At 62.7% G+C, this 21,765-nt stretch carries 22 protein-coding genes; 16 read left to right on the top strand and 6 right to left on the bottom strand.

Annotated elements, in window-relative coordinates:
• Positions 1 to 215: 215 nt before the first annotated feature.
• Positions 216 to 1,529 carry a branched-chain amino acid transport system II carrier protein gene (gene brnQ / locus RRX38_RS06355; protein WP_295470401.1) on the top strand — a complete coding sequence of 438 codons (1,314 nt, stop codon included), beginning with the start codon at positions 216 to 218 and terminating at the stop codon, positions 1,527 to 1,529.
• 111 nt (positions 1,530 to 1,640) lie between these two features.
• On the opposite strand, the gene RRX38_RS06350 is transcribed toward brnQ, so the two are convergent.
• On the bottom strand, positions 1,641 to 1,910 hold the full coding sequence (locus RRX38_RS06350; RefSeq protein ID WP_295470403.1) for a hypothetical protein: 270 nt from the start codon (positions 1,908 to 1,910) through the stop codon (positions 1,641 to 1,643).
• 303 nt (positions 1,911 to 2,213) lie between these two features.
• On the opposite strand from RRX38_RS06350, the gene htpG reads away from it, so the two are divergent.
• Together htpG and RRX38_RS06340 are read left to right on the top strand one after the other, a co-directional pair.
• Positions 2,214 to 4,118 carry a molecular chaperone HtpG gene (htpG, locus tag RRX38_RS06345; protein ID WP_315961962.1) on the top strand — a complete coding sequence of 635 codons (1,905 nt, stop codon included), beginning with the start codon at positions 2,214 to 2,216 and terminating at the stop codon, positions 4,116 to 4,118.
• Between the two features lie 84 nt (positions 4,119 to 4,202).
• Positions 4,203 to 4,931, top strand: coding sequence for a dienelactone hydrolase family protein (locus RRX38_RS06340; RefSeq protein ID WP_315961961.1), 729 nt, complete (start codon positions 4,203 to 4,205; stop codon positions 4,929 to 4,931).
• A gap of 257 nt (positions 4,932 to 5,188) precedes the next feature.
• Here RRX38_RS06340 and RRX38_RS06335 read toward each other — a convergent pair whose 3' ends face one another.
• Both RRX38_RS06335 and RRX38_RS06330 read right to left on the bottom strand, forming a co-directional pair.
• The gene (locus tag RRX38_RS06335; RefSeq protein WP_315961960.1) at positions 5,189 to 6,043 is read right to left on the bottom strand and encodes a pirin family protein; all 855 of its coding nucleotides are present in this window, start codon (positions 6,041 to 6,043) and stop codon (positions 5,189 to 5,191) included.
• 34 nt (positions 6,044 to 6,077) lie between these two features.
• Positions 6,078 to 6,785 carry a GntR family transcriptional regulator gene (locus RRX38_RS06330; protein ID WP_295470415.1) on the bottom strand — a complete coding sequence of 236 codons (708 nt, stop codon included), beginning with the start codon at positions 6,783 to 6,785 and terminating at the stop codon, positions 6,078 to 6,080.
• A gap of 117 nt (positions 6,786 to 6,902) precedes the next feature.
• Here RRX38_RS06330 and RRX38_RS06325 point away from each other — a divergent pair, with 117 nt between their 5' ends.
• From RRX38_RS06325 to RRX38_RS06300, 6 genes are all read left to right on the top strand, one after another.
• Positions 6,903 to 7,055 (top strand): hypothetical protein, encoded by a 153-nt coding sequence (locus tag RRX38_RS06325; RefSeq protein ID WP_315961959.1) that lies wholly within the window; start codon positions 6,903 to 6,905, stop codon positions 7,053 to 7,055.
• Positions 7,056 to 7,342: 287 nt separating this feature from the next.
• A complete protein-coding gene (locus RRX38_RS06320) occupies positions 7,343 to 8,194 on the top strand; it encodes a glycine betaine ABC transporter substrate-binding protein (RefSeq protein ID WP_315961958.1) in 852 nt (283 codons plus the stop codon).
• Between the two features lie 129 nt (positions 8,195 to 8,323).
• Positions 8,324 to 9,442 carry a betaine/proline/choline family ABC transporter ATP-binding protein gene (locus RRX38_RS06315; RefSeq protein ID WP_315961957.1) on the top strand — a complete coding sequence of 373 codons (1,119 nt, stop codon included), beginning with the start codon at positions 8,324 to 8,326 and terminating at the stop codon, positions 9,440 to 9,442.
• On the top strand, positions 9,439 to 10,293 hold the full coding sequence (locus tag RRX38_RS06310) for an ABC transporter permease (RefSeq protein ID WP_315961956.1): 855 nt from the start codon (positions 9,439 to 9,441) through the stop codon (positions 10,291 to 10,293). The genes RRX38_RS06315 and RRX38_RS06310 overlap by 4 nt, the downstream gene beginning before the upstream one ends.
• Positions 10,290 to 11,141 carry an ABC transporter permease gene (locus tag RRX38_RS06305; RefSeq protein WP_315961955.1) on the top strand — a complete coding sequence of 284 codons (852 nt, stop codon included), beginning with the start codon at positions 10,290 to 10,292 and terminating at the stop codon, positions 11,139 to 11,141. Before RRX38_RS06310 ends, RRX38_RS06305 begins: the two co-directional genes overlap by 4 nt.
• Before the next feature lie 103 nt (positions 11,142 to 11,244).
• Entirely contained in the window at positions 11,245 to 12,303 is a 1,059-nt protein-coding gene (locus tag RRX38_RS06300; protein ID WP_410524869.1) for a GlxA family transcriptional regulator, read from the top strand.
• A 193-nt stretch (positions 12,304 to 12,496) separates the two neighbouring features.
• Here RRX38_RS06300 and fabB read toward each other — a convergent pair whose 3' ends face one another.
• From fabB to RRX38_RS06285, 3 genes are all read right to left on the bottom strand, one after another.
• Positions 12,497 to 13,717: a beta-ketoacyl-ACP synthase I gene (gene fabB / locus RRX38_RS06295; protein ID WP_295470427.1), complete on the bottom strand. Its 1,221-nt coding sequence runs from the start codon at positions 13,715 to 13,717 to the stop codon at positions 12,497 to 12,499.
• Between the two features lie 10 nt (positions 13,718 to 13,727).
• Positions 13,728 to 14,243, bottom strand: coding sequence for a 3-hydroxyacyl-[acyl-carrier-protein] dehydratase FabA (fabA, locus tag RRX38_RS06290; RefSeq protein ID WP_295470429.1), 516 nt, complete (start codon positions 14,241 to 14,243; stop codon positions 13,728 to 13,730).
• A 221-nt stretch (positions 14,244 to 14,464) separates the two neighbouring features.
• Positions 14,465 to 16,378 carry a response regulator gene (locus tag RRX38_RS06285; RefSeq protein WP_315961953.1) on the bottom strand — a complete coding sequence of 638 codons (1,914 nt, stop codon included), beginning with the start codon at positions 16,376 to 16,378 and terminating at the stop codon, positions 14,465 to 14,467.
• Positions 16,379 to 16,670: 292 nt separating this feature from the next.
• On the opposite strand from RRX38_RS06285, the gene RRX38_RS06280 reads away from it, so the two are divergent.
• The 7 genes from RRX38_RS06280 to RRX38_RS06250 all read left to right on the top strand — a co-directional run bounded on the left by RRX38_RS06280 (position 16,671) and on the right by RRX38_RS06250 (position 21,732).
• The gene (locus RRX38_RS06280; protein ID WP_295470432.1) at positions 16,671 to 17,696 is read left to right on the top strand and encodes an NAD(P)H-dependent glycerol-3-phosphate dehydrogenase; all 1,026 of its coding nucleotides are present in this window, start codon (positions 16,671 to 16,673) and stop codon (positions 17,694 to 17,696) included.
• Between the two features lie 80 nt (positions 17,697 to 17,776).
• Positions 17,777 to 18,067, top strand: a complete 291-nt coding sequence (locus RRX38_RS06275) for a DUF4389 domain-containing protein (protein WP_295470462.1) — start codon at positions 17,777 to 17,779, stop codon at positions 18,065 to 18,067.
• On the top strand, positions 18,064 to 18,519 hold the full coding sequence (gene sixA / locus RRX38_RS06270) for a phosphohistidine phosphatase SixA (RefSeq protein ID WP_315961952.1): 456 nt from the start codon (positions 18,064 to 18,066) through the stop codon (positions 18,517 to 18,519). Before RRX38_RS06275 ends, sixA begins: the two co-directional genes overlap by 4 nt.
• 36 nt (positions 18,520 to 18,555) lie before the next feature.
• Complete coding sequence (locus RRX38_RS06265) at positions 18,556 to 18,999, top strand: hotdog fold thioesterase (protein WP_295470434.1); 444 nt, start codon at positions 18,556 to 18,558, stop codon at positions 18,997 to 18,999.
• A gap of 126 nt (positions 19,000 to 19,125) precedes the next feature.
• Positions 19,126 to 19,941 (top strand): alpha/beta hydrolase, encoded by an 816-nt coding sequence (locus RRX38_RS06260; RefSeq protein WP_315961951.1) that lies wholly within the window; start codon positions 19,126 to 19,128, stop codon positions 19,939 to 19,941.
• Positions 19,938 to 20,792 carry an alpha/beta hydrolase gene (locus RRX38_RS06255; protein WP_315961950.1) on the top strand — a complete coding sequence of 285 codons (855 nt, stop codon included), beginning with the start codon at positions 19,938 to 19,940 and terminating at the stop codon, positions 20,790 to 20,792. Before RRX38_RS06260 ends, RRX38_RS06255 begins: the two co-directional genes overlap by 4 nt.
• Before the next feature lie 112 nt (positions 20,793 to 20,904).
• On the top strand, positions 20,905 to 21,732 hold the full coding sequence (locus RRX38_RS06250; RefSeq protein ID WP_315961949.1) for a DUF4892 domain-containing protein: 828 nt from the start codon (positions 20,905 to 20,907) through the stop codon (positions 21,730 to 21,732).
• The last annotated feature ends 33 nt before the right edge of the window (positions 21,733 to 21,765 follow it).

Raw genomic sequence — 21,765 nt, 5'->3', positions numbered from 1 at the left:
CTTGAAACCGTGCAGATCATCGGTATTACGCCCTTTACTAGTGCGTTTTGTGCGTTATTTCGATAGCCTTGCACGCTTCGCGGTGCGGCCCGGCTCCCACAAGGACCCGAGGCGCTGCACGCCTGCTTCACGAGAGCGGCAAATTTCCCCTGTCCCTATCCGGCCATGCGGGAGTCTTCTTTATCGTTCCTGATTCGGCAGTGTGGTTTTCCTAGATGAAAGTATTGAAAGGCCGGGACATCCTGGCACTGGGCTTCATGACGTTCGCCCTGTTCGTAGGGGCGGGCAACATTATTTTTCCGCCCATCGTCGGCCTGCAGGCCGGTCCTAACGTGTGGGCCGCGGCCTTGGGTTTCCTGGTCACCGCCGTGGGCCTTCCGGTCCTGACCGTCATCGCCCTGGCGCGTGTCGGTGGCGCCATGGACAGCCTCAGCACCCCAATCGGCCGCGTCGCTGGCCTGATCCTCGCCACCGTCTGTTACCTGGCCGTGGGGCCGTTCTTCGCCACCCCGCGCACCGCCACGGTGTCCTTTGAAGTGGGCGTCGCCCCGCTGACCGGTGATACGCCCCTGGCGCTGTTTCTCTACAGCCTGGTGTACTTCCTGATCGTGCTGGTGGTGTCGTTGTATCCCGGCCGCCTGCTGGACACCGTTGGTCGTTTCCTGGGCCCGTTGAAGATCATTGCCCTGGGCGTGCTGGGCGTGGCGGCCTTCGTGATGCCCGCCGGTGATATTGGTGCGGCGCTGCCGGCCTACAGCAATGGAGCATTTTCCAAGGGTTTCACCGAAGGCTATCTGACCATGGATACCCTGGGTGCGCTGGTGTTCGGCATCGTGATCGTCAACGCCATCCGTTCGCGGGGCGTGGAGTCGCCAAAGCTGATTACCCGTTATGCCGTGATCGCTGGCGTGATCGCCGGAGTAGGGCTTGCTCTGGTGTACATCAGCCTGTTCCGTCTGGGGTCGGGCAGCCACGCGATTGCCGCAGGTGCCAGTAACGGTGCGGCGGTGCTGCATGCCTATGTGCAATACAGTTTCGGCACGCTGGGCAGTGGCTTCCTGGCCGCGCTGATCGCCCTGGCCTGTCTGGTGACAGCCGTCGGTCTGACCTGTGCTTGCGCCGAGTATTTCAGCCGCCTGCTGCCACTTTCGTATCGTACGCTGGTGATAGGCTTGGCCGGGTTCTCGCTGCTGGTTTCCAACCTCGGCCTGACCCGCCTGATCGAAGTGTCGGTACCCGTGCTGACCGGCATCTACCCGCCTTGCATCGTGCTGGTCGCCCTGAGCTTCTGCCATGGCCTGTGGCGCCACCCAAGCCGTGTCGTTGCGCCGGTGATGCTGGTGTCGCTGTTGTTCGGTGCAGTGGATGCCATCAAGACGGCAGGCCTGACCGAGTATCTGCCGCAGGCGCTGGCAAACCTGCCGCTGAGTGCGCAAGGTCTGGCCTGGCTGGTGCCTTCGGTTATCACGCTCGCCTTCATGGTGGCCGTGGATCGCTGGCTGGGCGCGCCGCGCGAGTCGCTGGCCTAAGCAGTACAGCGGTCGGAAACAATGAATGGCGTTAAGCCATATAAACATCGAGCTGCGTTTGAAAATAATAAGGCCCGCACTAAGCGGGCCTTATTATTTATATCGGGGAACTTATTGCTTCGGCGCGGTTTCCGGCGTAGTGGCCGGTGCCTGGCTGGCGTTTTCCTGGGCGCGTTGTTGGGCGGCTTCTGCATTCTTCTGCGCCGCTTCCTGGCTTTCCTTGGCCGCGTCGTTCACTTTTTCCTGGGCCTTCTCCATGGACTCCTGGGACTGCTGGGCCGCTTTATTGGCCTCTTGCTGGGTGTTCTCGGATTTCTTGTCGCAGGCGGTCAGGCCGACGGCAGCAGCAAGCATCAAGGCATAGGCAAAAGATTTACGCATGGGGTGTTTCTCCTTATTGAATACCTAACGTGCCTAAGAGCCTGACACTTCATCGTAAGTTCCAGCGATTCGTCAGAATATTAAAGTGATATGAATGGGGAACTTTCAGACGGCTGTGAAACTTGCTTCGTGTTGTTGCAAAGTTGCAACACAATGCACTGATTCCCGCGCGGCAGGTTCAAGCGGCGGTTCTTTATGCACGGGGCTCTTGAAATCCTCGACGGCGTCCCCACCTAGATGACAACCCGCTGCCGGCCACCGCGCCCTCGGCAGCTTGTGCCATCTGATTGGAGTTTGATGACCATGAGTGTGGAAACTCAAAAGGAAACCCTGGGCTTCCAGACCGAGGTAAAGCAACTGCTGCACCTCATGATCCACTCGCTGTATTCCAACAAGGAAATTTTCCTGCGCGAGTTGATCTCCAACGCTTCGGATGCCGTCGATAAGCTGCGCTTCGAGGCGCTGGCCAAGCCTGAGCTGCTCGAAGGTGGTGCCGAGCTGAAGATTCGCGTCAGCTTCGATAAGGACTCCAAGACCGTCACCATCGAAGACAACGGCATCGGTATGAGCCGCGACGATGTGATCGCTCACCTGGGCACCATCGCCAAGTCGGGCACTGCCGACTTCATGAAGAACCTCACCGGCGACCAGAAGAAAGACTCGCACCTCATCGGCCAATTTGGTGTGGGCTTCTATTCGGCGTTCATCGTCGCCGACCAGGTCGACGTGTTCACCCGTCGTGCCGGCCTGCCAGCCAGCGAGGGCGTGCATTGGTCGTCGAAAGGCGAGGGCGAGTTCGAGGTGGCCAACGTCGAGAAGGACGAGCGCGGTACCCGTATCGTGCTGCACCTCAAGAGCGGCGAAGAAGAGTTCGCCGACGGCTGGCGTCTGCGCAACATCGTCAAGAAGTATTCCGATCACATCGCCTTGCCCATCGAGCTGCCCAAACAGCAGGCTGCAGCAGAGGGTGAAGAAGCGCCGGCCGAAGAGTGGGAAACCGTCAACCGTGCCAGCGCCCTGTGGACCCGTCCGCGTACCGAGATCAAGGATGAGGAATACCAGGAGTTCTACAAGCACATCGGTCATGACTTCGAGAATCCGCTGAGCTGGAGCCACAACAAGGTCGAAGGCAAGCTGGAGTACAACTCGCTGCTGTACGTACCGGCTCGTGCACAGTTCGACCTGTATCAGCGTGAAGCACCTCGTGGCCTGAAGCTCTACGTGCAGCGCGTGTTCATCATGGACCAGGCCGAGTCGTTCCTGCCGCTGTACCTGCGCTTCATCAAGGGTGTCGTGGACTCCAACGACCTGTCGCTGAACGTTTCCCGCGAGATCCTGCAGAAGGATCCGATCATCGACTCGATGAAGTCGGCACTCACCAAGCGCGTCCTGGACATGCTGGAGAAGCTGGCCAAGAACGAGCCCGAACAGTACAAGAGCTTCTGGAAGAATTTCGGTCAGGTGCTCAAGGAAGGTCCCGCCGAAGACTTCGCCAACAAGGAGAAGATCGCCGGCCTGCTGCGTTTCGCCTCGACCTCCGACGAGAGCGGCGAGCAGAGCGTGTCCCTGGCCGACTACCTGGCTCGCGCCAAGGAAGGTCAGGACAAGATCTACTACCTCACCGGCGAATCCTATGCGCAGGTGCGTAACAGCCCGCACCTGGAAGTATTCCGCAAGAAAGGCATCGAGGTGCTGCTGCTCACCGATCGTATCGACGAGTGGCTGATGAGCTACCTGACCGACTTCGACGGCAAGGGCTTCGTCGATGTGGCGCGGGGTGACCTGGACCTGGGCAAGCTGGACTCCGAAGAGGACAAGAAGGCCCAGGAAGAAGTCGCCAAGGAGAAGGAAGGTCTGGTCGAACGCCTGAAGACCGCCCTGGGTGAATCGGTGAGCGAAGTGCGCGTCTCGCACCGTCTGACCGACTCTCCGGCGATCCTGGCCATCGGCGAGCAGGACCTCGGCCTGCAGATGCGTCAGATCCTCGAGGCCAGCGGCCAGAAGGTTCCGGACTCCAAGCCGATCTTCGAATTCAACCCGGCCCACCCGTTGATCAACAAGCTCGACGGCGAGCCGGACGAAGACCGCTTCGTCGAGCTGTCGCACATTCTCTTCGATCAGGCGGCCCTGGCCGCTGGCGACAGCCTGAAGGACCCCGCCGCCTACGTGCGCCGTCTGAACAAGCTGCTGGTCGAGTTGTCGGTGTGATGAACGCCTGAATGAAAACCCGCTTCGGCGGGTTTTCTGTTTCTGCAATGAATGATATTCCCACCGTTCGTTAAGGAGTCATTGATGAACAACAATGTGACCGTTCGTACCCTGACCTGGCAGATCGACGGGCAAGTCTTCGAAGGGCGCCTGGCCTATCCGGCCGAGCCTGGTCCTGCGCGTCCGGGCCTGCTCATGGCGCCGAACTGGATGGGCGTCAGCCAGGGCGCCGAAGCCATCGCTCGTGAAGTGGCGGGGCAGGGGTATGTGGTATTGCTCGCCGACCTGTACGGCCAATCCGTGCGTCCGGCGAACGGTGACGAAGCCGGGGCAGCGATGATGCCGCTGAAGGACGACCGGGCGTTGCTGCGCCAGCGCATGCAGGTGGCCCTGACGCAGCTGCTGGCGCAGAGCGACGTCGGCCTCGACCCGCAGCGTATCGCCAGCTTCGGTTTCTGCTTCGGTGGCTGCTGTGCCTTGGAACTGGCGCGTGCCGGTGCCGACCTGAAGGCCGCGGTGTCCTTCCATGGCACCCTGGATACGCCTGATCCGGCCGATGCCAGGAACATCAAGGGTTCGGTGCTGGTGTTGCATGGCGCCATCGATCCGTTGGTGCCTAACGAGCAGCTGCCAGCGTTCGAGGCAGAGATGGAAGCGGCCGGTGTCGACTGGCAGCTCACCAGCTATGGCGGCGCCGCGCATTCCTTTACCGACCCGGCGGCCAACGTGCCGGGCAAGATGATGTACGACGCCAAGGTCTCCAAGCGGGCGTTCACCAGCATGTACAACCTGCTGGGTGAAGTCTTCGCCTGACACGGATACAAGTCAGGCAGGCCTCGGTAGCAGCGGCTTCACATTCGCAGCAGATGCAGTGAATGTCCTGGTTCTGTCGCGGCTAAAGCAATACTGTTCAGTTAGGCCGGGTAGGAGCGGCTTCAGCCGCGAAGCGACCGCATGTTCACAACAAATGCAGTGAATTTCCTGGCGCTTTCGCGGCTAAAGCCGCTCCCATGGCCTGAACTGTCTTGCGGCTAAAGCCGCTTGCCGGCGGCAGAGTCGAGTGTCCGGCGTCAGGTCGGCCATTCGATCCTGCCGTTCTCTCCTGGCACCACAGGCCAGTCTCCGTCTACCCAGCGCTGCTGGGCCTGCTCAATCAGCGCCAGGTCACTGGCCACGAAATTCCATCTCATGCGTCGTGGACCATCCAGCGGGGCTCCGCCGAGCAGCACCGCGTGGCAGTCTGAGTCGGCGCACAGGTTCGGCGTTTCGCCCGGCTCCAGTACCACCAGCGTGCGACGCTGCAGCGGCTCGCCATCCAGGCTGGCATCGCCATCGAGCAGATACAGCGCGCGCTGTTGGTGCTCGCTGGGAATCGCCAGCGTGGTGGCGGTCGCCATGTGCAACTCGGCGTACAGCGTCGCTGACAGCACAGGAACTGGCGAGCGCAGGCCAAAGCCTTCGCCGGCGATCAGGCGGATGCGAATACCCAGGTTGTCAGTCTGCGGCAATTGCGATGCCGGATGATGGCTGTAGGCGCTCTGGCCCTGTTCGTGGTCCCGCGGCGACGCCAGCCACACTTGCAGGCCATGCAGCCGCGAGCCGCTTTGCCGAAGCGCCAGCGGGGTTCTCTCGACATGCGCAATGCCTTTGCCGGCGTTCATCCAGCTGACCTCGCCGGGGCTGACCTGTTGATCGCTGCCCAGGCTGTCTTTGTGCTGCAGCTGACCTTCGAAGAGATAGGTGAGGGTCGACAGACCGATGTGCGGATGCTGCTGGATGTCCATGCCGCTGCCGGGAGCGTAGGTATGCGGCAGCATGTGATCGAAGAACACGAATGGCCCAACGCTGCGACAGCGAGCCGAAGGCAGGGGGCGCAGGATCGGATGGCCCTCGACGGTTTCGGGCCGTGGGGTGATGGTCAGCATGGCTGCCCTCCAGTGAGTGTCTACGCCAGCGCTATCAGTACACCAGCATGACTTCTACCCCTACGGGCGCGGCATATTCGGCCATGCGCCGGCGCGACAGCTCGAAATGCTCACGGACGATTTCCGCTGCCGCTTGCGGATCGCGGCGCTCGATGGCTTCGATCATCTGATCGTGCTGGGCACAGGCCAGCTCCAGGTCCTGCTGCATGTCGGGGCTGGTCGGATGCCGGTAGAAGGTTTTGCCCAAGCGTGCATGATCGATCAGCAGCCGACGCAGGCTGGGCATCAGATAGTCGTTATGGGCCATCTTGCCGATTTCCAGATGGAACTCATCGTTGTAGATGATGCGGTTCTCGACGTCCTTGGCTTCGATGGCCTGGCGGAACTGCGCCTGGATGGCGCGCAGTTTTTCGATTTCCGCTGCGCTGGCGTGCAGGGCTGCCAGCTGGGTGGTCGCGATGTACACCAGAGGGGCAGCGAGGAAGAAGCTGTGCAGCGATTCGTGGCTCATGGCCGCGACCCGTGGGGCGCGGTTGGCTTCCAGTTCGATATAGCCTTCTGCGGCGATCTGGCGCAGGAGTTCGCGCACCGGCGGACGAGAAAGACCGAATTCGTCGCACAGCGCCAGCTCATCGACCACCGCGCCCGGTGCCAGCTCCATGCTGAGGATGCGCCGACGCAAGGTGTCGCCGAGCACGACCTTGCGATCGGGAGAAATATCAGGTTCGGGGGCGGCTTTCATCGTGGGTTTTCGGGTCGTCATGATGGATTGTCTGCTATTTGTATTACGGATATTGAAAGCTGGCCCTGCGCCTGTCCACCGGTTTTTCGCCTGGCTCCGCGCGCCGGAATCCTTCTGATGCCGCTGCCGACCACCCATCCAGAAAAGCGCTCGTCGCCCATTCGTAAAAACGACAGGGTACTGCTCGAAAGCGACAAGCGCACAACCTTGAATTCACTCGCTAATCGCTTGAAAGCCAAGAAAAACCTGGCGTTTAGCTGTATTTTTTGAGTTTTATTTAGGTATACACAAAGAATACATTTCCGTTGACCGCCGTTCTTGCGCATGCGAGTCTCGCCTCATCAACTAGCGCATGCGGGGGCTGGACACCGTTCAGGCTGATCCCTGCCTTGCATGCGCGAAGAGCGCAACGCCTCGTCCTGCCAGCAAGTCGATGTCGGGTGTGAGCTCTCAAGCAGAACAAAAAGAATAACCAGCCGTGTTTCTGTGACACGGCTGTTTGAAGAGCGGGGCTTCCCATCAGAGGCCCGAACACTCGTGTACCAGGGGAATGAACCATGAAACGTTTGTTTAAGGCGCTTTGTGCATTGTCGGTTGTCGCCATGGCCGCCGCACCAGTTCACGCAGAAGAGAAAGTCATCAACATGGGGACCATTTCCTATGAAGATGTCACCCCCATCACCGGTATCACCAAGAAGGTACTGGAAGACTCCGGCTATACCGTCAAGGTCACCACCTTCTCCGAATGGGGCATCGCCTACGCCGCCTTGAGCAAGGGCGATATCCAGATTCTTGCCTCGCAGATCGACTACGTCACCCAGGACTACTGGAACAAGAACAAGAACCGCCTGGAGAAAATCTCGCCGGTCTCCCATGGCCTCTACCAAGGTGTCGCGGTACCCAAATATGTACCGGTCGACTCGCTGGAGCAGCTCAACGACAGCGCCGACAAATTCAACAATCGCATCGTCGGTATCGAGCCGGGTTCGGGGCTGATGAACGAAGCCAGTGCGGCAGTCAAGATGTACGGCATCAAGCTCAACCTCATCGAAGGCAGCAGCGCGGCCATGAGCGCGGCGCTCAAGTCTGCCGTGGACCGCAAGGAATGGATCGCCGTGACGGTCTGGGAACCGTCCTGGATGACGCAGAAATACGACGTCAAGTTCCTCAAGGACCCCAAGGGTATCTTCGCTCCGCCACAGAGCTACTACTGGATCGGTCGCAAGGGCTTTTCGGCGGAAAACCCGCAAGCGCGCGAGACCATCGCGGGCATCTATGTACCGCTGTCGGTGATCACCTCCATCAATGGCGAAGTGAAAGACGGCAAGACCATGGACCAGGCAGTCAAGGACTGGACCGACAACAATGCCGACCTCGTCAAGCGCTGGGAAAACATGAAGAAATACTGAGGCGCTGACTCGCCCCGCGGCCGTCTCGTCAATTCCCGGCATCACTGTCGCCGGGATGTCAGGCGGCCCTTATCTGCCGAACTTGATATCAATAATCAGACCAGAAGCTTCTGGTTCGACGGGGGTGAAATGAATACAGTCAAACATGACACTGATGAAGTGTTGGTCAGCTGTCAGTCGGTCTGGAAGGTGTTCGGCGAGAACGCCTCGGCCGCCATGCAGGCGTATATCGAACGCGGCTTGAGCAAGAAGCAGATCCTGCAGGATTTCGGCTGTGTGGTAGGTGTTTCCGATGTGAATATCCAGCTGCGACGCGGCGAGATCTTTTGCATCATGGGGTTGTCCGGCAGCGGCAAGTCCACCTTGATTCGCATGTTCAACAAACTCATTGCGTCCACTTCCGGGCAGATTCTCATCAAGGGCAAGGACCTCGCCAAGCTCGAGGGGGCCGAGCTGCGCGAAATTCGCGCCCGGCATATCGGCATGGTGTTCCAGGGCGTGGCCCTGCTGCCGCACCGCACCGTACTGGAGAACGCCGCCTTCGGTCTGGAGGTGCGTGGTGTGTCGAAGGCCGAGCGGCATCGCGTGGCCGAGCAGGCACTGGCCAAGGTCGGTCTGTCCGACTGGGTCAATCGTTACCCGTCCGAACTGTCGGGGGGCATGCAGCAGCGCGTGGGCCTGGCCCGGGCGATCACCTCCGACCCCGAAGTCATCCTCATGGACGAGCCGTTCAGTGCCTTGGACCCCTTGATTCGTCGCCAGCTGCAGGATGAATTCCGTGACCTGGCCAAGTCGCTGGGCAAATCGGCGGTGTTCATCACCCACGACCTGGAAGAGGCGATCCGCATCGGTGACCGTATCGCGATCATGAAAGACGGGATGATCATCCAGGAGGGCACGGCGGAAGAAATCGTCCTGCACCCGGCCGATGATTACGTAGCCGATTTCGTCGCGGGCATCTCGCGCTTGCATCTGGTCAAGGCGGCGGCGGTGATGACGCCGCTCGACGTCTGGCGGGCGGCACAACCGCAACGCGATGTCGACACGCTCCCGACGGCGGATGCCAGTGCCGATCTGGACGAACTGATCAACCTGCTGATCCGCAGTGACCGCGACGCGCTGGCGGTGGTCGAGCATGGCCGCCGGGTAGGGGTGGTGACTCAACGCGACCTGCTGCGCGGTGTGCAGGGTGTGGCCAATGAGTTCCAGGAGGCACACCACGATGCTGCGCTGGAGAATCTGTCATGAATCCGGCCGATTTTGCCGCTGCGTTCGACGAGCGCGTCGATGCAGTCCTCGGCTGGATGGCAGATAACTGGTCGACGGCCTTCGATGCCTTCAACGCCGGACTCAAGACGCTTTACCAGGTGACCTACTGGCTGTTCAGCGCGGCGCCGTTCTATGTCGTTGCCGTACTGATCGCACTGCTGGCCTGGCGACTGTCGCGCAGTGCGCGCTTCGCGGTGGGCACCGCCCTGGCCTTGTGCTTCTGCGAGCTGATGGGCCTGTGGCCGGAAACCATGAGCACTCTGGCGCTGGTACTGGCCGCCACCAGCCTGGCGCTGGCAGTCGGCATTCCGGTGGGGGTCGCCGCCGGCCTGATACCGGCACTCGATCGGCTTACCGGGCCCGTGCTCGATCTGCTGCAGACGTTGCCGCCGTACATCTATCTGCTGCCGGCCATTGCCTTGCTCGGTTACGGTGCGGGAACCGCTCTGGTCGCCACCTTCATCGTCGCCGTACCGCCGGTGCTGCGCCTGACCGCGCTGGGTGTACGCATGACACCCAAGCCGTTCCTGGAGCTGGGGGAGTCCAATGGCACCACTGGCTGGCAGCTGTTCTTCAAGATCCGCCTGCCGTTCGCCTTGCCGAGCATCATGGCGGGTGTCAACCAGAGCCTGATGATGGCTTTCGGCATGGTGGTCATCGCGGGCATCGTCGGCTCCGGCGGTCTGGGCGAGTCGATCTATGGCGCGATCCGCACCCTGGACATCGCCAAGTCGATCAACGCGTCCATCGCCATCGTCATCCTCACCCTGATTCTCGACCGGATGACCCAGGGGCTGGTCCCGGGCAACGAAACTGGAGGCCGTTCATGAGCCTTGCCGACATTCGATTTTCGCCGGGTGAATACCTGGCTCCGGCAGTGGATTGGCTCAACGCCAACCTGCACCCGCTGTTCGCCGCCATCAGCCGGCTGATCGAGTGGGTTCTGGGGGGCTGTGAGATGGCCCTGCTGTCCATTCCTGCCTGGCTGCTCATCGCCGCGGTAACCGCCCTGGCGTATTTCTTCATCAACCTGCGGGCGGCGCTGCTGGCCGTGGCCATGCTGGGCTTCTGCCTGCTGTCCGGGCTGTGGGTGGCTTCGATGCAGACCATGGCGCTGGTCAGCGTGTCAGTGCTGATATCCGTCAGCATCGCTTTTCCGCTGGGTATCCTGGCGGCTCGCTACAAGCGTATGGATGCCGCCGTAGGCCCTTTGCTGAATGTCATGCAGACCGTGCCGCCGTGGGTGTATCTGATCCCGGCGGTGATGGTCTTCAGCCTGGGCAAGGTCCCGGCAATCATTGCCACCATCATCTACGGCGTGCCACCGATGATGCGGCTGACCACCCTGGCCTTCAAGCAGCTGCCCAAGGATCTGCTGGAACTGGGCCAGGCCCTGGGCGCTCCGCCGCGGGCGATTCTGTTCAAGATCGAGATTCCTGCCGCGATGCCGACGCTGCTGGTGGGGCTCAACCAATGCATCCTGCTGTCGCTGGCCATGGTCGTCCTGGCCGGGCTGGTCGGTGCCGGTGGCCTGGGCGCTGAAGTCACCCGTGGCCTGACACGCATGGAGATGGGGTTGGGCCTGCGCGCCGGCCTGGCGATCGTGGCGGTAGCCTTGCTGCTTGATCGGCTGTCCCGTGGGGCGTTGCAGCGTAGCCGGGTGTCGCTGGCTGGCTAGTGTGGCCTGGGGGAGGGGGTATGATGCCCTCTCTCGCTTGCTGCTACGGTCAGGCCGACAACCCGTCGGAATGAACAACAAGTATTTCGCTAAGAGGCCGCGATTGGTCGAGAGAAGACAATTCAGCGAAGGTCTGCAAGGGCAGAACCTTCGTTATGTAGGGGATAAGGGCGATACGCCACGTCAGGCTCGGGTCGGCTTTCTGCTGCTCGAGCATTTTTCGTTGCCGGCCTTCACTCAGGCCCTGGATACCCTGGTCACCGCCAACCTGATCCGCTCGGGGTTGTTCGTCACCCGAACCTTCAGCCTGAACGGCGATTCGGTGGTCAGTGATCTGGGGCTGGTGATCTGCCCGGATGCCTGTCTCGAGCCCATGGCCTTGCAGGGCCTGGACCTGCTGGTGCTGTGTTCCGGGTTGCGTACGCCTCTGCGGGCCCACCCGGCGCTCAATGCGTTGCTGCACCTGGCCGCCGAAAGAGGCGTGGCGCTGGCCGGGCTATGGAGTGGCGCGTGGTTCCTTGGCCAGGCCGGCCTGCTGGATGGCTACCAGTGCGCCGTGCATCCCGAACAGCGGGCGGTATTGGCCGAGACGGCGCGGGAGGCCCGGGTGACCAGTGAAAGCTACCGGGTCGATCGAGACCGGCTGACGGCGGCGAGTCCGACCGGCGCGTTCAACATGGTGCTGGAGTGGATCAACACCCTGCACGGCCGCGGGCTGGTCGATGCCATCGTCGACATCCTGGCCTTCGAGGAGTCGCGCTACCGGCGCGCCAAGCCATCGTTGCACGAGAAAATGAGCGAGCCGTTGCGCGAGGCGATCAACCTGATGAGCGCCAATATCGAAGAGCCGTTGAGTCAGGACCAGCTTTCCAGCTACGTGGGCCGCTCCAAGCGGCAGATCGAGCGATTGTTCAAGGAACAACTGGGCACCACTCCCGTGCGCTACTACCTGGAGCTGCGCATCACCGAGAGCCGCCGTTTGCTGCAGCACTCGGATCTGCCGATAGTCGAAGTAGGGGTGGCCTGCGGCTTCGTTTCGCCCAGCCATTTCAGCAAATGCTACGCCTCGTTCTACGGCTATTCACCGTCCCGGGAGGTGCGCTTCGGCAATGTCAGCGGCCAGCGCTCGGCGCGACAGAAGGCGGCGCTGAAAGAGGTATGACCGTGGGGCCAGGCCTGCCTCTTTGCGGCTGAATGCGCCAGGTGGTTGCGCTCGATGCCTAGCAGATGGGCATAAAAACAATGCGGGCCAGGTAGGCTCGCTCCCACAGAGCAAAGCGCTTGATCGAACAGTAGTGGCAAAAAAAAGGCCAGTCCGCAGACTGGCCTTTTTCTTTTCAGCGATCAGCAGTCGATCACTTGCCCTGCCAGCGCTTGAGCACCAGCGTGGCGTTGGTGCCGCCGAAACCGAAGCTGTTGCTCATCACGGTATCGATCTTGGCGTTTTCCTGGGTCTGACGCACGATCGGCAGGTCGGCGACTTCTGGGTCCAGCTCGTCGATGTTGGCCGAGCCGGCGATGAAGTTGCCTTCCATCATCAGCATGCAGTAGATGGCTTCGTGAACGCCAGCGGCGCCCAGCGAGTGGCCGGAGAGGCTCTTGGTGGAGCTGATCGCCGGAGCCTTGTCGCCGAACACTTCGCGCACGCCCTTCATCTCTGCCACGTCACCGACCGGCGTGGAAGTGCCGTGGGTGTTGAGGTAGTCGATAGGGGTGTCGACGGTGGACAGCGCCTGTTGCATGCAACGAATGGCACCTTCGCCGCTTGGTGCGACCATGTCGTAGCCGTCGGAGGTCGCGCCGTAGCCGACCACTTCCGCGTAGATCTTCGCACCACGTGCCAGGGCGTGCTCCAGCTCCTCGACCACCACCATGCCACCACCGCCAGCGATGACGAAACCGTCACGGTCGGCGTCGTAGGCGCGCGAGGCTTTCTCGGGGGTGTCGTTACGCTTGCTGGACAGGGCGCCCATGGCGTCGAACAGGAACGACTGGCTCCAGTGCTCTTCTTCACCGCCACCGGCGAAGACGATGTCCTGCTTGCCCATCTGGATCTGTTCCATCGCGGTGCCGATGCAGTGCGCGCTGGTGGCGCAGGCCGAAGCGATGGAGTAGTTCAGGCCCTTGATCTTGAACGGAGTGGCCAGGCACGCCGACACGGTGCTGCTCATGGTGCGGGTGACGCGGTACGGGCCGACACGCTTGACGCCTTTCTCGCGCAGGATATCCAGCGCTTCCATCTGGTTCAGGGTCGAGGCGCCGCCGGAGCCGGCGATCAGGCCGGTACGCGGGTTGGAGATCTGCTCTTCGGTGAGACCCGAGTCCTTGATGGCATCGGCCATGGCCAGGTAGGCGTAGGCTGCCGCGTGGCCGACGAAGCGGAACACCTTGCGGTCGATCAGTTCTTCGAGGTTGAGGTCGATGGAGCCGGAAACCTGGCTACGCAGACCCATTTCGGCATATTCCGGGTTGTAACGGATGCCAGGGCGGCTAGCACGCAGGTTGGCGGAGACGGTGTCTTTGTCATTGCCCAAGCACGAAACGATGCCCAGACCAGTGATAACGACGCGGCGCATGCGGGTACCCTTAGAAGTTGTCAGTAGAAGTGAACAGGCCGACGCGCAGACCTTCGGCGCTGTAGATTTCGCGACCATCGACGCTCACGGTGCCGTCGGCGATTGCCAGGACCAGCTTGCCGCGCATGGTGCGCTTGATATGGATGTTATAGGTGACCTTCTTCGCCGACGGCAGGACCTGGCCGAAGAACTTCACTTCGCCCGAGCCGAGTGCACGGCCGCGGCCGGGGTTGCCCTGCCAGCCCAGGTAGAAACCGACCAGCTGCCACATGGCGTCGAGGCCCAGGCAGCCCGGCATGACGGGGTCGCCTTCGAAGTGGCAGGCGAAGAACCACAGGTCGGGGTTGATATCCAGCTCGGCGACCAATTCACCCTTGCCGTACTTGCCGCCTTCTTCGCTGATGTGAGTGATGCGATCGACCATCAGCATGTTCGGGGCGGGCAATTGCGCATTACCTGGGCCGAACAGCTCGCCGCGACTGCAGCGCAGCAGGTCTTCCCGGGTAAAGGCGTGTTGTTTGGTCATGCGAGCTCCTCAAAATGTTCTCTAGCGACGCTGGCCGAGCGGGGCCACGCGCCAGTCCTGGCGGACGGTTTCGCCAGGACGATGTCCGGCAGCCTAGTCATAGACTGTTGCGTTGTAATGAAAGTCACAGTGGCGGTGAAATGAATGTACACCTGTACACTGAAATTCGTCGTCCGACCGTGACCCGTTCATGAACAGACTGCCAAGACTGCCGGAAATTCTCATTTCTCGCCAGTCACAGGTGCCCGAAAGGCCAGCCAACGGCGTAAAACCTGCTGCAGATCGGCCTGCTTGAAGGGCTTTGCCAGGTAATCGGTCATGCCGGCCTGCAGGCAGGCATCACGGTCACCCTGCAGGGCGTTGGCGGTCAGGGCGATGATCGGCAGGCGTTCCAGGCCCTCGATCTGGCGAATCTGGCGAGTGGCCTCGTAGCCGTCCAGCACCGGCAGTCGGCAGTCCATGAGAATCAGCGCATAGTGGCCTGAGCGCGCCATCTGCACGGCTTCGGCACCGTTGACGGCGACTTCGACACGCAGGCCCAGCGATTTGAGCATGGCCTTGACCACGGTGCTGTTGACCGGGTTGTCCTCGACCAACAGCACGCAGCGCTCGCCGACGGCCTCTTCGCTGTCGGTATCGGCCACTGCATTGTCCGCCACCGCTGGCAAGGCACGGCGCAACGGCAGGGTGAGGGTGAACACCGAGCCCACGCCTTCCTCGCTACGCGCCTGCAGGTTGCCGCCCATGCGCTCGGCCAGGGTCCTGGCGATCGGCAGGCCCAGGCCGGTGCCGCCATAACGCCGCGAAATCGAACTGTCAGCCTGCTGGAAGGCTTCGAACATCGACTCCAGGCACTCGGCACGGATGCCGATGCCGGTGTCCTGCACCGCGCAGGTGAGCATGACCTGCTCATCGTCCGTCGCGACCCAGCCGGCACGCACGTTGACGCCGCCGACTTCGGTGAACTTCAGCGCGTTGCCGATCAGGTTGACCAGGATCTGCCGGATCCGCGTCGGATCACCGATCACGTCCAGACGTTCCAGGCCTTCCTGCAGGTCGAGTTCCAGTGACAGCTTGCGCTGCTGGGCGGTGGGGTTGAAGGCCTGGGTCGAGGCGACGATGAGTTCGGCGAGGTTGAAGGCAATGCCCTCGAGCTGCAAGGCGTCGCGTTCGATACGCGAGAAATCGAGGATGTCGTTGATGACCTTGAGCAGGTGCTCGGTGGATTCGGTGGCCAGGGCGGCGTATTCGGCCTGCTCGACGGTCATCGAGGTGGTGCCCATCAGTTGCAGCATGCCCAGCACACCGTTCATGGGGGTGCGCAGTTCATGGCTCATCATCGCCAGGAAGTCCGATTTCGCCTTGCTGGCCTGCTCGGCCTGCTCGCGGGTCTGAATCAATTGCGCCATGGAGTGCTGCTGTTCCTGGCTGGCCTTTTCCAGATTGGCCGCCAGGTTGTTGATGTGCCGGGCCAGGGCGCCCAGCTCGGCATCGTCGATGACCGGCAGGGGCGTGTGGTAGTCACCTTTCTGCATGGCCTTGAGCGCCTCGCCCATTTCGCTCACCGGTCGCGACAGGCTGCGCGCCAGGCGCCGGGCCAACAGGAAGGTGAACAGCAGGGCGATGAACGCCAGCAGGCCGGCCTTGAGGAGGATTTCCTGCTGGCGCTGGTTGAAGGTGTCGCTGGACATGCCGACCAGTACGCGGCCCAGGTAGCCCGCACCGTTGGCTGAATAGCGGCGCGGGTCCATGGCTCCGGCGCTGTGCGCGCTGGCCTGGATGGGCGCCTGGAAAATATCCAGCTGGCGGCCGGGCTGGGTCCGGTCGGGCGGCTGCTCGACGTAGGTCAGCGGCATGTTGCTGCTGTCCTGGATCTCCACGTACTGCACGCTGGGCATCGACAGGGTCGCGCGCATCAGCGCCTTGAGGGATTCCTCGTCATCGGTGATCACGCCGCGTTCGGCGGCAGGCGCCAGCTGGTTGGCGATGAGCTGGCCGGTGTGGTTGATTTCCTCGCGCAGGTCCTGCAGGCGCACGAAGGTAAAGAATGCGGTCAGCGCCAGCGTCAGCAACAGCGCCGGGCCGAGGCTGATGAACTGGGTGCGTGTATGAATGTCCCAATGGCGCAGCCTCATGGCATGAACCCCTGCTGCGTCTGTAAAGCCTCTGAAGCGTACATCTACCCTTGCCTTGTCGGCACCGACCTGTGAACCCGGGCGGGACGATCTTGGCCAGGCCTGTCGATGTGCGTCCGGGAGCATGGGGCGCGGTGGCGGCCTGTCCATGTTTTGCGGCGCATGTTAACCAAGATTGCCTGGCATTTCATGGGCAGACTGCCATGCCTTGCCGCAAGGCGGCATTACAGAGCCTTGCCATGACCGTATAATGCCTCGTCGCCAGAACGAATGGCCCCGGATGGATGGGTATATGAGCACACTGCAACCTGTAGCGGTCCTTGGTGGCGGCAGCTTCGGCACCGCCATCGCAAATCTGCTGGCCGCCAACGGCCACCCGGTACGCCAGTGGATGCGTGATCCCGAGCAGGCCGAGGCGATCCGCGTGAATCGCGAGAATCCGCGCTACCTCAAGGGCATCAAGGTGCTGCCGGGGGTCGAGCCGGTCACCGACCTCACCGCGACCCTCGACGATTGTGAACTGCTTTTCGTCGCCTTGCCTTCCAGTGCGCTGCGCGCCGTACTGGCCGAGCATGTCGAGCGCCTGGCAGGCAAGATGCTGGTCAGCCTCACCAAAGGTATCGAGGCGCAGAGCTTCAAGCTGATGAGCCAGATCCTCGAAGAAATTGCCCCCAAAGCCCGCATCGGTGTGTTGTCCGGGCCGAACCTGGCCCGCGAGATCGCCGAGCACGCGCTGACCGCCACCGTGGTCGCCAGCGAGGACGAGGCGCTGTGCCAGAAGGTCCAGGCCGCGCTGCATGGCCCGACGTTCCGAGTCTATGCCAGCAACGACCGTTTCGGCGTGGAGTTGGGCGGCGCCTTGAAGAACGTCTACGCCATCGTCGCCGGCATGGCGGTGGCCTTGGGCATGGGCGAGAACACCAAAAGCATGCTGATCACCCGCGCCCTGGCGGAAATGACCCGCTTCGCGGTCAGTCAGGGGGCCAACCCCATGACGTTCCTGGGCCTGGCCGGAGTCGGTGACCTGATCGTCACCTGCTCATCGCCCAAGAGCCGTAACTACCAGGTGGGCTACGCTCTGGGGCAGGGCCTGAGTCTCGACGAAGCTGTCAGCCGCCTGGGTGAAGTGGCCGAAGGGGTCAATACCCTCAAGGTGCTCAAGGCCAAGTCGCAGGAGGTCAAGGTCTACATGCCGCTGGTGGCCGGTCTGCATGCGATCCTCTTTGAGGGGCGCACCCTGGCGCAGGTCATCGAGGCGCTGATGCGTGGCGAACCCAAGACCGACGTCGATTTCATTTCTACCACCGGCTTCAACTGAAGCCCTCATTGATCAGGGAGAAGGTCTTGAGCGACTCCAATCTCAAACGGCACGAATCCATCGTCCTGCGCATCCTCTGGATGCTGGTGTTCCTGGTGGTCTGGCAACTGGCGGAAATCGTCCTTGCCGGCGTAGTCCTGCTGCAACTGGGCTACCGGCTGTTCTACGGCGCCCCCAGCGCCAGTCTGATGAGCTTCGGCGACAGCCTGAGCCAGTTCCTCGCCCATATCGGTCGTTTCGGCACCTTCCATACCGACCAGAAGCCCTGGCCGTTCGCCGACTGGCCGACGCCGCGCGCCCCGCAAGGCGAGGCGCCGCATGAGGTGCCGCCCGCCGCCCACCCGGTGCGTGACGAGGAACCCAAGCTATGAAGCTGTGGATCTTGCGCCACGGGCAGGCGCAGAACCAGGCACGTAGCGACGCCGAGCGTGAGCTGACCACCGAAGGCCGCGAGCAGGCGCGCAGCAGCGCCCTGCACCTGCAGGGCCGGTCGCTGCAGCGCATCCTGGTCAGCCCTTATGTGCGTGCACAGCAGACCGCCGACGAAGTCCAGCAGGTACTGGCTGTCGATATCCCCCGGCTCACGGTGAACTGGTTGACCCCGGACAGCCCACCGGCCGAGGCACTGGCCCAGCTCGAAGCGCTGGGTCTGGACGAGGTGCTGCTGGTCAGCCACCAGCCGTTGGTGGGCTGTCTGGTGGGCCTGCTCGCGCATGGCAGCGTGCAGGATGCGGCGCCCATGGGCACGGCCAGCCTGGCAGAGCTGGAGGGCGATTTCCTGCTGGCCGGCAGCCTGCGCCTGCAGGGCATTCGCCACGTATAACGGCAAAACCGCCAATAACACTATCAAGGACCGACCATGACCCTATGGCGTGAAACTCCGCAGATCGATGCAATCAACGCCGCCGGTGCCAAGACCATCGCCGCCATGCTGGACATCCGTTTCGAATCCTTCGACGACGACACGCTGACCGCGAGCATGGTGGTCGACCCGCGCACCCACCAGCCGTTCGGCCTGTTGCATGGTGGGGCTTCGGTGGTGTTGGCCGAGTCCCTGGGGTCGATGGCCAGCTACCTGGTCATCGACCCCACGAAGTTTTTCTGCGTGGGGCTGGAAGTCAACGCCAACCATGTGCGCGGCGTGCGCAGCGGACGTGTCACGGGTGTGGTGCGCCCGGTACACATCGGCCGCACCACCCATGTCTGGGATATCCGCATCAGCAACGACGAGGGCAAGCTGTGCTGCATTTCGCGGCTGACCGTCGCCGTCGTGCCGCATGGCCAGGAACCACCTGCGCGCTGAACCGGCGCCGTGTTCTGCGCGACAGGCATGGCCGGAGTGTCGTGTGTGATGGCGGTTCCGGTCATTGCCCGCGCTGGGGCCGCTGCGCAGAATCACGACCATCGTATTGCCATAGAGCGCGCAGACATGTCGCAACCGGTGTTCTTCGCCCACGCCAACGGCTTTCCCTCGGGCACCTACGGCAAGCTGTTCGCGGCGCTGGCGCCGGAGTTCAGCGTCGAGCACCTGGAGCAGCACGCCCACGACCCGCGATTTCCGGTCAACGACAACTGGTTGAACCTGGTCGACGAACTGCTCCACCACCTGCGCGAACGGGGCCAGCCGGTGTGGGGCGTGGGCCATTCGCTGGGCGGCCTGCTGCATCTGCATGCCGCGCTGCGGTGCCCCGAGTTGTATCGCGGGGTGGTGATGCTCGACTCTCCGGTGTTGGGCCTCACTGACCAGTGGCTGATCCGCCTGGCCAAGCGCCTGGGGTTCATCGATCGCATCACCCCGGCCGGGCGCACCCTGGGGCGTCGCGAAGCCTTCGAAAGCCTGGATGCGGCCAGGGCCTATTTCGCCAGCAAGCAGCTGTTCCGGCGCTTCGATCCCGAGTGCCTGGAAGCCTACTTGCAGCACGGCCTGCGCCAGGAGGGCGAAACCTTCAGGCTGCGTTTCGACCCGGCCACGGAAATCAGCATCTATCGCAGCATTCCCCACGCCAGCCCAAGGCCCGCCAGGCTTCTGGACGTGCCGCTGGCCATGGTCCGTGGCCGGCAGAGCAGGGTGGTGATGCCGCATCATGGCCTGCAGGCCAGGCGTCTGCGACGTGGCGAGTACCTGTCGATGCCGGGAGGACACATGTTTCCACTCGAACACCCGCTGGAGACCGCCGCCCTGCTCAAGACGCTGTTCGAGCGTTGGAGCCAGGGGGCGGGCATGCATGCAGAGCGTCGTCCATGAACACCCGCGTGGAAGAGGTGCGCATCGACCTGGGGCATATCGAGCTGGCGGCGCATCTGTATGGTCCTGAACACGGCCAGCCGGTGATCGCCCTGCATGGCTGGCTGGACAACGCCAACAGCTTTGCGCGATTGGCTCCGCAACTGCAGGGCCTGCGCATCGTGGCCCTGGACCTGGCCGGACATGGTCATTCCGGGCACCGTCCACCCGGTACGGGCTACAGCCTGCCCGACTACGTGCAAGACGTATTGCAGGTGGCCAGGCAACTGGGTTGGCAGCGCTTCTCCCTGCTCGGCCATTCGCTGGGCGCCATCATTGCCGTGCTGCTGGCCGGGGCTGTGCCAGACAAAGTCACACGCCTGGCGCTCATCGACGGGCTGCTACCGCTTACCGACGAGGCCACCGATGCGCCCGCCCGGCTGGGTGAGGCGTTGCTGGCGCAACTGGCCCTGGCCGACAAGAAAAAGCCCGTCTACGGTGATTGCGAACGGGCTGTGCTGGCGCGCATGAGCGGGCGGCTGGCGGTCAGCCGCGAAGCCGCCGAGCTGCTGGCCCAGCGCGGATTGATGCCGGTGCCAGGCGGTTACACCTGGCGTAGCGACAGTCGGCTGACCCTGCCCACCCCGGTGCGTTTCACCCTGCCGCAGGCCATGGCCTTCGTGCGGCGCCTGTCGTGCCCGGGCCTGCTGGTGGTGGCCGAGGGTGGCCTGCTGGCGCCGCGCCTGGAGCAACTCGACGGCCTGCCCCTGGAGGTCTGCCAACTACCAGGCGGCCATCACCTGCATCTGGATGACGAGGTCGGTGCCTGCGCTGTCGCACACTGTTTCAATCGTTTGTTCGCCGATTCTTGACTTGCGCCGGGCAACTGCCGAGGCTGAGCGGGTTTGCAAAGGAGCCAGACATGATGGACCAACCCGCTTCGCCGACCCTCCGCCTCCATATCGCTCTTGTGCGGGCCTGCCCATGAAGAGCGCAGTGCGCAGGTTCAGCGCCTTTCTTCTGCCTTTGTGCCTGTCGCTGCCGACCACGCTGCAGGCCGTTGACGTTGCCGGCAGCCGCGACCTGGATATCGTGCCCCGGCCCCTGGATACCGAGATCGTCGACTACCGCGCACCGGCCGAGCAGGAGCGTACCTATCCGTTGGGTTCGATCCGCAAGATCAGCGGGCAGGTGCGCTACGACGGCCAGGTTCTGGCACGCGGGCAACTGCAGTCGGTGACCTACGAACTGCCTCCCGGCCACACCTCCAATGATGCGTTCGAGGCCGCTCGCCAGGCGCTGCAGGCACGCAGTGCCGAATTGCTGTTCTGGTGCCAGGCCCGCGACTGTGGTGAAAGCAGCCTGTGGGCCAATCAGGTATTCGGCAACGCGCGGCTGTATGGCGCCGACGAGCGCCAAGCTTATCTGCTGCTGCGCCTGGCCGAGCCTGAGCAGGACACCTTGGTCGCGTTATACGCCATCACCCGTGGCAACCGGCGGGCTTACCTGCATGTCGAGCAGCTGGCCGCGCAGGCACCGCTGGGTGACCTGCTGCCGACCGCCGCGACCCTGATGCGCCAACTGCGTAGCAGCGGCAGTCTGGAACTGGCGCGGCTCAAGGGCGATCCGCAGGATAACTGGGTGATGGCCCTGGCCCGCGGACTCAACCTCGACAGCTCGTTGCGGGTCACGCTTGCGGGCGCTCACGCCGAGGCCTGGCGCGAGGCCCTGATCGCCAAGGGCGTGCGTGCCGCTCGCCTCGAAGTGGCCGAGGCACAGAAGCCTGGCCTGCGCCTTGAGGTAATCCGCTAGCCTTGCCCCTGAACCTGCCTCGACCGCACGTCA

Source organism: Pseudomonas sp. DTU_2021_1001937_2_SI_NGA_ILE_001, from assembly GCF_032463525.1.
Taxonomy (GTDB): domain Bacteria; phylum Pseudomonadota; class Gammaproteobacteria; order Pseudomonadales; family Pseudomonadaceae; genus Aquipseudomonas.
This window is presented reverse-complemented; position numbering and strand designations above follow the sequence as displayed.